General features: G+C 74.2%; 8 protein-coding genes. 6 read left to right on the plus strand and 2 right to left on the minus strand.

The window, feature by feature from the left end; translation table 11 throughout:
* The 4 genes from AOK23_RS37900 to AOK23_RS37915 form a co-directional block, all read left to right on the plus strand.
* On the plus strand, positions 1-510 hold a 510-nt coding region (locus AOK23_RS37900), incomplete at its 5' end, for a SixA phosphatase family protein (protein ID WP_063791475.1).
* Positions 511-591: 81 nt separating this feature from the next.
* Positions 592-1,218 (plus strand): YigZ family protein, encoded by a 627-nt coding sequence (locus AOK23_RS37905; protein ID WP_055717015.1) that lies wholly within the window; start codon positions 592-594, stop codon positions 1,216-1,218.
* 246 nt (positions 1,219-1,464) lie between these two features.
* Positions 1,465-2,628, plus strand: a complete 1,164-nt coding sequence (locus AOK23_RS37910; RefSeq protein WP_055717016.1) for an exonuclease SbcCD subunit D — start codon at positions 1,465-1,467, stop codon at positions 2,626-2,628.
* Positions 2,625-5,621 (plus strand): AAA family ATPase, encoded by a 2,997-nt coding sequence (locus tag AOK23_RS37915; protein ID WP_055717017.1) that lies wholly within the window; start codon positions 2,625-2,627, stop codon positions 5,619-5,621. The genes AOK23_RS37910 and AOK23_RS37915 overlap by 4 nt, the downstream gene beginning before the upstream one ends.
* A gap of 9 nt (positions 5,622-5,630) precedes the next feature.
* Here the strand turns inward: AOK23_RS37915 and AOK23_RS37920 are convergent, their stop codons facing one another.
* On the minus strand, positions 5,631-6,086 hold the full coding sequence (locus AOK23_RS37920) for an Lrp/AsnC family transcriptional regulator (protein ID WP_055515094.1): 456 nt from the start codon (positions 6,084-6,086) through the stop codon (positions 5,631-5,633).
* 159 nt (positions 6,087-6,245) lie between these two features.
* Here AOK23_RS37920 and AOK23_RS37925 point away from each other — a divergent pair, with 159 nt between their 5' ends.
* Together AOK23_RS37925 and AOK23_RS37930 are read left to right on the plus strand one after the other, a co-directional pair.
* Positions 6,246-6,725 carry a rhodanese-like domain-containing protein gene (locus tag AOK23_RS37925; RefSeq protein ID WP_055717018.1) on the plus strand — a complete coding sequence of 160 codons (480 nt, stop codon included), beginning with the start codon at positions 6,246-6,248 and terminating at the stop codon, positions 6,723-6,725.
* Between the two features lie 80 nt (positions 6,726-6,805).
* The gene (locus AOK23_RS37930) at positions 6,806-7,330 is read left to right on the plus strand and encodes an Imm21 family immunity protein (RefSeq protein WP_055717019.1); all 525 of its coding nucleotides are present in this window, start codon (positions 6,806-6,808) and stop codon (positions 7,328-7,330) included.
* A gap of 191 nt (positions 7,331-7,521) precedes the next feature.
* Here the strand turns inward: AOK23_RS37930 and AOK23_RS37935 are convergent, their stop codons facing one another.
* Positions 7,522-9,213: a DUF885 domain-containing protein gene (locus tag AOK23_RS37935; RefSeq protein ID WP_055717020.1), complete on the minus strand. Its 1,692-nt coding sequence runs from the start codon at positions 9,211-9,213 to the stop codon at positions 7,522-7,524.
* Between the last annotated feature and the right edge of the window lie 33 nt (positions 9,214-9,246).

The raw sequence follows: 9,246 nt of genomic DNA on the forward strand, positions 1-9,246 counted from the left end.
GCGCTCGTGGTCGGGCACGCCAAGTCGGCCTGGCCGGTGGGCGTGCCCGACCACGAGCGCCCCCTGGCCGCGCGCGGCCGCCGCGACGCCCCCGCCGCCGGGCGGGCCCTCGCCGAGGCGGACTGCCTGCCCGACCTCGCCCTGTGCTCCACGGCCGTCCGGGCCACCCAGACCTGGGAGGCGGTCGCCGCCCAGTGGGGGACGCCGCCGCCCGTACGCCTCGACCCGCGCGTGTACGCCGCCGACGCGGCGGAACTGCTGGACGTCGTGCACGAGGTCCCCGACGGGGTCCGGACCCTGCTGCTGGTGGGGCACAACCCGGGCCTGGAGGAACTGGTGCTGGACCTGGCCGGTGACGCGCTCGACGACGCCCTGGACACCGTCCGCACCAAGTTCCCGACCTCCGCCGTCGCCGTCCTCGCCTGGCACGGCGACACCTGGTCCGCCCTGACCCCGGGCACAGCCCTCCTGACGGACCTGATCGTGGCCCGGGGCGGGAAGAAGGACTGACGGCGGGCCCCTGGCTTCGCCGTGACCGTCGGCGCGCACGCCCGGCGCCGACGCGTTCCGGGCTGCGCATAGGCTGGCCCGATGCAGGACGAGTACCGCACCGTCGCCCGCGCCGGCGTGCACGAGACCGAGGTCAACCGCTCACGTTTCCTGTGCGCGGTCGCCCCGGCCGCCACCGAGCGGGAGGCCCAGGAGTTCGTCGCGGCCGTCCGCAAGGAGCACGCCGACGCCACGCACAACTGCTACGCGTACGTCATCGGCGCCGATGCCGCCGTGCAGAAGGCGAGTGACGACGGGGAGCCCGGCGGCACCGCCGGTGTCCCCATGCTGCAGATGCTGATGCGGCGTGACATGCGCTACGTCGTCACCGTCGTCACTCGGTACTACGGCGGCGTCAAACTGGGCGCCGGCGGCCTCATCAGGGCGTACGGCGGCGCCGTGGGCGAGGCGCTGGACGCGCTCGGCACCCTCACCCGCCGGCGCTTCCGCCTCGCGACGGTCACCGTCGACCACCAGCGCGCCGGCAAGGTGCAGAACGACCTGCGGGCCACCGGGCGCGAGGTCCGCGACGTCCGCTACGGGGAGGCCGTCACCATCGAGATCGGGCTCCCCGACGCCGACGTGCCCGCGTTCCGCGCCTGGCTCGCCGACACCACCGCGGGCACGGCCGGCTTCGAACTCGGCGGGGAGGCGTACGGCGACGCGTGACAGGCGTGCCGACCCGCGAATGACCCGTGACTGTGGCGAGAATCGCGTCCATTTCCTCCAATTCGTCGGCATTCCCCGCGAAATGCCGACGTGTTTCCACGAACCGGTGAGTGTGCCGGACCGTGCAAGACCAGGTGCCGACAGGTATTAGCGTGGTCGGTGCGCCGACGCGGTACGGGTCGGTCGCCGCGGGGGCAGGCGGGTCCAGGGAGGGATGAGGGGAAACATGCGGGTCGGAGTGGCGTCTTGAGGATTCTGCACACCTCCGACTGGCATCTCGGTCGGGCGTTCCACCGTGTGAGCATGCTCGGGGCGCAGGCCGAGTTCATCGGCCACCTCGTCACCACCGTGCGGGAGCGCGAGGTGGACGCGGTGGTCGTGTCCGGGGACGTGTACGACCGGGCGGTGCCGCCACTGGCCGCCGTCGAGCTGTACGACGACGCCCTGCACCGCCTCGCCGACCTGGGCGTCCCCACGGTGATGATCTCCGGGAACCACGACTCGGCGCGTCGGCTCGGCGTCGGCTCCGGGCTCATGGGCCGTGCGGGCATCCACCTGCGCACCGACGCCTCCGCGGCGGGAGTGCCGGTGGTCCTCGCCGACGCCCATGGCGACGTCGCCTTCTACGGGCTGCCGTACCTCGAACCCGCGCTGGTCAAGGACGAGTTCGCGGTGGACAGGCCGGGCCACGAGGCCGTGCTCGCCGCCGCCATGGACCGCGTCCGCTCCGACCTGGCCACCCGCGCGCCGGGCACCCGTTCCGTCGTCCTCGCCCATGCCTTCGTCACCGGCGGCGCGCCCAGCGACAGCGAGCGGGACATCTCCGTCGGCGGGGTCTCGTCCGTGCCCGCCGGGGTCTTCGACGGCGTCGACTACGTCGCCCTGGGCCATCTGCACGGCAGCCAGACCCTCACCGAACGCGTCCGCTACTCGGGCTCCCCTCTGCCGTACTCCTTCTCGGAGGCCGACCACCGCAAGAGCATGTGGCTGGTCGACCTCGGTGTCGACGGCTCGATCGACGCCGAGCGCGTCGACTGCCCCGTGCCGCGCCGACTCGCCCGCCTCCGGGGCCGGTTGGACGAGCTCCTCGACGACCCCGGCCTCGCCCGGCACGAGGACGCGTGGGTCGAGGCCACCCTCACCGACCCGGTGCGGCCCGCCGAACCCATGGCCCGGCTCTGCGCGCGCTTCCCTCACACCCTCAGCCTCGTCTTCGACCCGGAACGCGCCCCCGACGACCCGGACGTCTCCTACGCCCGGCGCCTCGCGGGCCGTGACGACCAGCAGATCGCGGAGGACTTCGTGGCCCATGTGCGCGGCACCGGCCCCGACAGCCACGAACAGGCCGTGCTCCGGGACGCCTTCGACGCCGTACGGGCCGACGAGACCCTCCGGGAGACCGCCCGATGAGACTGCACCGGCTCGACATCACCGCCTTCGGCCCCTTCGGCGGCACCCAGTCCGTCGACTTCGACGACCTGTCGGCCGCCGGCCTCTTCCTGCTGCACGGCCCGACCGGCGCCGGCAAGACGTCCGTCCTGGACGCCGTCTGCTACGCCCTGTACGGCTCGGTGCCCGGCGCCCGCCAGAACGGCCAGGGCATGACCCTGCGCAGCGACCACGCGGACCCCGCGACACGCACCGAGGTCCGCCTCGAACTGACCGTCACCGGACGCCGGTTGGAACTCACCCGGCAGCCGCCCTGGGAGCGGCCCAAGAAGGGCAAGCGGCAGGGCACGACGGTCGACAAGGCGCAGAGCTGGCTGCGGGAGTACGACGCCGCCGCGGGCGCCTGGAAGGACCTCAGCCGGTCCCACCAGGAGATCGGCGAGGAGATCACCCACGTCCTCGGGATGAGCCGGGAGCAGTTCTGCCAGGTGGTGCTGTTGCCGCAGGGCGACTTCGCCCGGTTCCTGCGGGCCGACGCCGAGGCCCGTGGCCGACTGCTCGGCCGGCTGTTCGACACCCAGCGTTTCGCCGCCGTCGAGAAGCGCCTCGCCGACCGGCGCCGGGCCACCGAGGCACAGGTCCGCGAGGGCGACACCGACCTGCTCGCCGACGCCCACCGCATGCAGCAGGCCGCCGGCGGCGACTTCGCCCCGCCCCAGCTCGCGCCGGGCGATCCGGGACTCGCCGAAGCCGTCCTCGGCTGGGCCGCCGTCGCCCGCAGCACCGCACGGGAGCAGCTCACCATCGCCCACTGCGCGCGGGCCGCGGCCGAGTCCGCGCACGCGGCCGCCGAGCGCGACCTGGACGACGTACGTGAAGTGGCCCGGCTCCAGAGGCGGTTCGCCGAGGCGCGGGAGCGGGCCCGGAAGCTCGAGGAGCGGGCCGACGCCCACCGGGCGGACCGCGAACGCATGGAACGCGGCCGCAAGGCCGAGGCCGTGGAACCAGCGCTCGATCTGCGGGACGAGGCCGAGACCGCGCACCGCAGGGCGAGCGCGGACGAGGCACGCACGCGTGCCGCCCTGCCCGCGGAACACGCCGACGCCGGCGCCGCCGGGCTCGCGGCCGCCGCCCGAAAGGCGTCGGAGGAACTGGGCGGCCTGGCGTCGGCCCGCCGTGCCGAGCGGAAGCTGGCCGACCTCCTCGCCGAGCGCGCCGAACTCGACAGTGAGGAGCGCGCCGACGAGGACGTCCTCCAGGACGCCGAGGGCTGGCTGGCCGACTGGGACACCGCACGGGCCGAGCTGCAGGCCCGCGTCGAGGCCGCCCAGGAGGCCGCCACCCGGGCCGAGCAGCTCGCCGTCCAGCGCGAGCCCGCCGAGAGGCGGCTGCGGGCAGCCCGCGAGCGGGACCGGCTCGACCGGGACACCGACGAGGCCCGGGCGGACGTGCTCCGGCTCACGGAGCGTGCCGGGGACGCGCGCGCCCACTGGCTGGACCTCAAGGAACAGCGCCTGAACGGCATCGCCGCCGAGTTGGCCGCCGAGCTGGTCGACGGCCGGCCGTGCGCCGTCTGCGGCGGCACCGACCACCCCGCGCCCGCCCGCAAGGACGCCGGGCACGTCGACCGCGAGGCGGAGGAAGGGGCGCTCACCGCGTTCCAGCGGGCCGACGAGGAGCGCGCCGAGGCGGAACGGCGCCTCGGGGACCTGCGGCGGGCGCTGGCCGCCGCGAGCGCGGAGGCCGGTGACACACCGACCGACCGACTCGCCGCGCTGGCCGAGGAGGTGGACCGGGACTACGCCCGGGCCCGGCGTGGCGCCTCGGACCTGCATCCCGCGCAGGAGGCGCTGCTGCACGCCGAACGGGAGCGCGACCGGCGGGCCGCCGCACGACAGGAGGCCGCGGTCCGGGCCGCCACCCGCAACACCCGGCGGGACACCCTGGAACGGGAACGGGCCGCTTTGGAGGAGGAGTTGACGCAGGCCAGGGGTGAGGCCCGGAGCGTGGCCGAGCGGGCCGGGCAACTGGAACTCCGGGCTGCCCGGCTCGCCGAGGCCGCCGAGGCCGTGCGCGCCGCCGACGACACCGCGCAGCGGCTCAAGGACGCCGACGCACGCCTCGCCGACGCCGCCTTCCGCGCCGGGTTCGACACACCGCAGGCCGCCGCCGCGGCGCTCCTCGACGCCGGGGCCCACCGGGACCTGCAACGGCGCCTCGACGCCTGGCAGTCGGAGGAGGCGGCGGTGCGTGCCGTGCTCGCCGAGCCCGAGACGGCCGCCGCGGCCCAGCGGCCGTCCGCCGATGTCGCGGGCGCCGAGCGGGCCGCCGAGGCCGCCGCCCGGCGCCTTCAGCGGACCGTGTCCGCCTGGGACGAGGCCGAGCGGCGCAGCGCCGCGCTCGACCGGCTGTCCGCACGGGCCGCCGCCTCCGTGCGGCGGCTGGCACCGCTGCGGGAGGAGTACGACCGCGTCGCCCGCATGGCGGGACTCGCCGCGGGCACCGCCGCGGACAACGAGCGCAAGATGCGCCTGGAGGCGTACGTCCTGGCCGCCCGTCTCGAACAGGTCGCCGCCGCCGCGACCGTACGGCTCCAGCGGATGTCCTCCGGCCGCTACACCCTCGTCCACTCCGACGACCGGTCCGGACGCGGGCGCAGCGGGCTCGGCCTGCACGTCGTCGACGCCTGGACCGGCCGGGAGCGGGACACGGCCACGCTCTCCGGCGGCGAGACGTTCTTCGCGTCCCTCGCGCTGGCGCTGGGCCTCGCCGACGTCGTCACCGACGAGGCCGGCGGCGTACGCCTCGACACCCTCTTCATCGACGAGGGGTTCGGCAGCCTCGACGACCAGACCCTCGACGAGGTCCTCGACGTCCTCGACGCGCTTCGCGAGCGGGACCGCAGCGTCGGCATCGTCAGCCATGTGGGGGACCTGAGGCGGCGGATCCACGCACAACTGGAGGTCGTGAAGGACCGGTCGGGGTCGGTCGTACGGCAGCGCACGACAGCCTGATCAGGGGCGTCAGCGGCCGAGAGGGCGCCGGGGGAGTGGTGAGGAGTACACGACGCTGGTCGTGACGGAGCCCAGCGAACCGATCTTCCCCGACACCTCCTCCAGATGGCGCATCGAACGGGCGGCAACCTTGATCACGAAGCAGTCGTCGCCCGTGACGTGGTGCGCCTCCAGGATCTCGGGGGTGACGGCCACCAGGTCGTGGAACGGCTTGTAGTTGCCGTTGGGGTACCTGAGGCGTACGAACGCCAGGATCGGCAGGCCCAGCCGCTCCGGTTCCACCACGGCCGCGTACCCCTGGATGACGCCTGCCTCCTCCAGTCGCCGCACCCGCTCGGTGACGGCGCTCGCCGACATCGACACGGCACGCGCCAGATCGGCGAAGCTCGCCCGGCCGTCACGCTGGAGGACGTCGAGGATGCGCCAGTCGGTGGCGTCCGGAACGTACGGGGAATTCACGGTCATGGGGGAGAGATAGCAGGGGATTCCCCGGCCGGGCAAGGCTCAGGCCGTGGAATGCCCCTTCAGGAAGAGGATCACCGGCCGTAGATTTCTGGTCGGCGGGGCCGGACGGCGGCCCCGTCGAGGAGTCGGCCGCAGCGCCGGGCAGAGAGAGGCCCCGAGATGACCACCACGACCGCCGTGAACCCTGTCCTGAGGGTCGCCCCCGCCGCCCCGGCCGAGGCAGCCGCCTACTTCCGGGCCGGCCTCGTCTTCCACGCCGACGTCTCCGACGTGGCCGCCGCGCTCGCGGCCGACGGCGACCCCGGCTTCGTCGTCCTCGACTCCCGGTCCACCGCGTCCTGGGACCAGGGGCACATCCCCGGCGCGGTCCACCTGCCCACCGCCCTCATCCCCGAGCAGGCCGAACAGCTCCTCGACAGGTCCGTGCCCGTCGTCACCTACTGCTGGGGCCCCGGCTGCAACGGCGCGACCCGGGCCGCCCTCGCCCTCGCCGAACTCGGCTTCCAGGTCAAGGAGATGCTCGGCGGCTTCGAGTACTGGGCCCGCGAGGGCTTCGCGTACGAGACCTGGGAGGGCGTCGAGCGGCGCGCGGCGGACCCGCTGACCGCGCCGGTGGACGCCGAGGACTGCGGCTGCTGACCGCCTAACTACTGACACTCTGTCAAGAAGCGTGACCACCCGCTGAGTTGAGCGAGTGGGCGGGCGTGTAACTTCTGGGCATGGCTCGTTGTGCGGATTCGGTGGTTCCAGGTGTGGTGCGGTGGGTGGAGTCTGCTGCTGGACCGCTCATAGCCGTGCCGGAAGCGGTCCTGCCGTTCTGGGCGGGCGCCGACGGCGACGAGACGTCCTCCGACTACGACCGCGCCTGCGACGTCCCCGGCCACGCCGGGCTGCTGCCCGTCGGCGACACCCGCGCCCTGGTACTGGGCGGTGAACCGACCGCCACCGCGTACCTCCCCGAGCACGGCCTCTTCGTCCGCCGGTACGCGGCCGGCGCCGAGGCGCGGCTCCTCGCCGAGGTGCCCGCCGCCCTCGACGACGCCGTGTGGGAGCCCGCTCTGGAGTGGCGTGTGCCGGGACCGCTCGTCCTCTTCGACGCGGCCCGCCCCGGGCGCGTCGCCACGGCGACCGACCCTGTGCGGGTGGAGTTGGCGCCCGGACACTACGGGGTCAGCGCCGCGTACGTCCCGACGGGGCCCTGGGCGGGGCTCCGTCTGGTGCGGGTCCGACGGTCGGCGGGCTGATCCGAGCCGACCCGAGCGGGTCTGATCCGAGCCGGTCTGCTCCCAGCCGGTCTGCTCCCAGCCGGTCTGCTCCGGGCCGAGGCGGTGCGGGTTGATCCGAGCCGCTTCGGGCGATTCCTGGCTGGTCCGGGTCGGTCGGCGGCCGGCGGCCGGGCCCGGTGGTGCGGTCGGGTGGGCCCGGCGCGCTCGGGTCACAGCTGGGAGAGTTCGTCCACCAGATCGTCCAGGCCGAGGGAGCCCTGGGAGAGGGCGGCCATGTGCCAGGCCTTCGCGTCGAACGCGTCGCCGCGGCGCTGCCGGGCCTTCTCACGGCCGAGCAGCCAGGCCCGCTCGCCGAGCTTGTAGCCGATGGCCTGCCCGGGGATGGTCAGATAGCGCGTCAGCTCGCTCTCCACGAAGTCCGCCGGGCGGCTGCTGTGGGAGCCGAAGAACTCCTCGGCCAGCTCCGGGGTCCAGCGCTCGCCCGGGTGGAAGGGGGAGTCCGCCGGGATCTCCAGCTCCAGGTGCATACCGATGTCGACGATGACGCGGGCAGCGCGCATCATCTGCGCGTCGAGATAACCGAGCCGCTCCTCCGCGTCCTTGAGGAAGCCCAGCTCGTCCATGAGCCGCTCCGCGTACAGCGCCCAGCCCTCGGCGTTGGCGCTGACCCCGCCGATCGTCGCCTGGTAGCGGGAGAGGTCGTCCTTGACGTACACCCACTGCGCCAGCTGGAGGTGATGGCCGGGGACGCCCTCGTGGTACCAGGTGGACACCAGGTCGTACACCGGGAAGCGGGTCGCCCCCATCGTCGGCAGCCAGGTGCGGCCCGGACGGGAGAAGTCCTCGCTCGGTGCCGAGTAGTACGGGGCGGCGGCACCACCGGGCGGGGCGATGCACGACTCCACCTTCCGCACCGGCTCCGCCAGGTCGAAGTGGGTGCCGTCGAGGGCTTCGATCGCGCCGTCCATCAGCGACTGGAGCCATGCGCGGACCTCGTCGACGCCCTCGATGTGCCGGCCGTGCTCGTCCAGATGCGCCAGCGCCACCCACGGCGTCGCGGCGCCCGGAAGGATCTTCTCGGCCTCCTGCCTCATCTCGCCGAGCAGCCGGTGGAACTCCGACCAGCCGTACGCGTACGCCTCGTCGAGGTCCAGGTCCGCCCCCGTGAAGTAGCGGGCCAGCCGGGCGTACCGCTCACGGCCCACCGTGTTCGGGGCGCCCTCGATCGCCGGGGCGTACACGTCGCGCATCCAGTCGCGCAGCTCCACCACGGCACGCGTCGCCCCGCGGGCCGCCTCGTCCAGCTCGGCGCGCAGGGACTCCGGGCCCTCCGAAGCGAAGTCCTCGAACCAGCCGCGCCCCGCGCCGTCCGTGTCCGCCCACTCGGTGAGCTGCCCGATGAAGGTCGCGGTCGGCCGCGGAGCCGCGTACAGCTTGCGGTCCAGGCCGAGGGCGAGCGACTCGCGGTATCCGGCGTACGCCGTCGGCACCGCGCGCAGCCGCTCCGCGATCGCCGCCCAGTCCTCCTCGGTCTCCGCCGGGGTGATGGTGAAGACCTCACGCACCTCGTGCGGCGGCGTCGCCATGTTGCCGACCGCGCGCAGATCCTCGTCGGCCTTGTGCACGGCGAGTTCGGCGGTGAGGCGCTCGCGCAGCAGGCGCGCGCACCGGCGTTCGATGTCGCTGTCCGCGCCCGGTCGCCGCTCCGCCTCGTCGAGCCGGGCCAGCGTCGTCCGGATCAGCTCCGCACGGGCCTCCAGACCGGCGGGCGAGGTGTCCGGCAGCCTGCTCGAACTCTCCTTCACACCGAGGTAGGTACCGGTCAGCGGGTCGAGGGCGATCAGGTCGTCGACATACGCGTCGGCGACCTCGCGGGGCAGGGGACTCTTGATGTCAGACATGCGGACAATCTTGGTACGGCGACCGGTCGCCGT

The organism is Streptomyces torulosus, from assembly GCF_001419765.1.
In the GTDB taxonomy this organism is placed as follows: Bacteria; Actinomycetota; Actinomycetes; order Streptomycetales; family Streptomycetaceae; genus Streptomyces; species Streptomyces torulosus.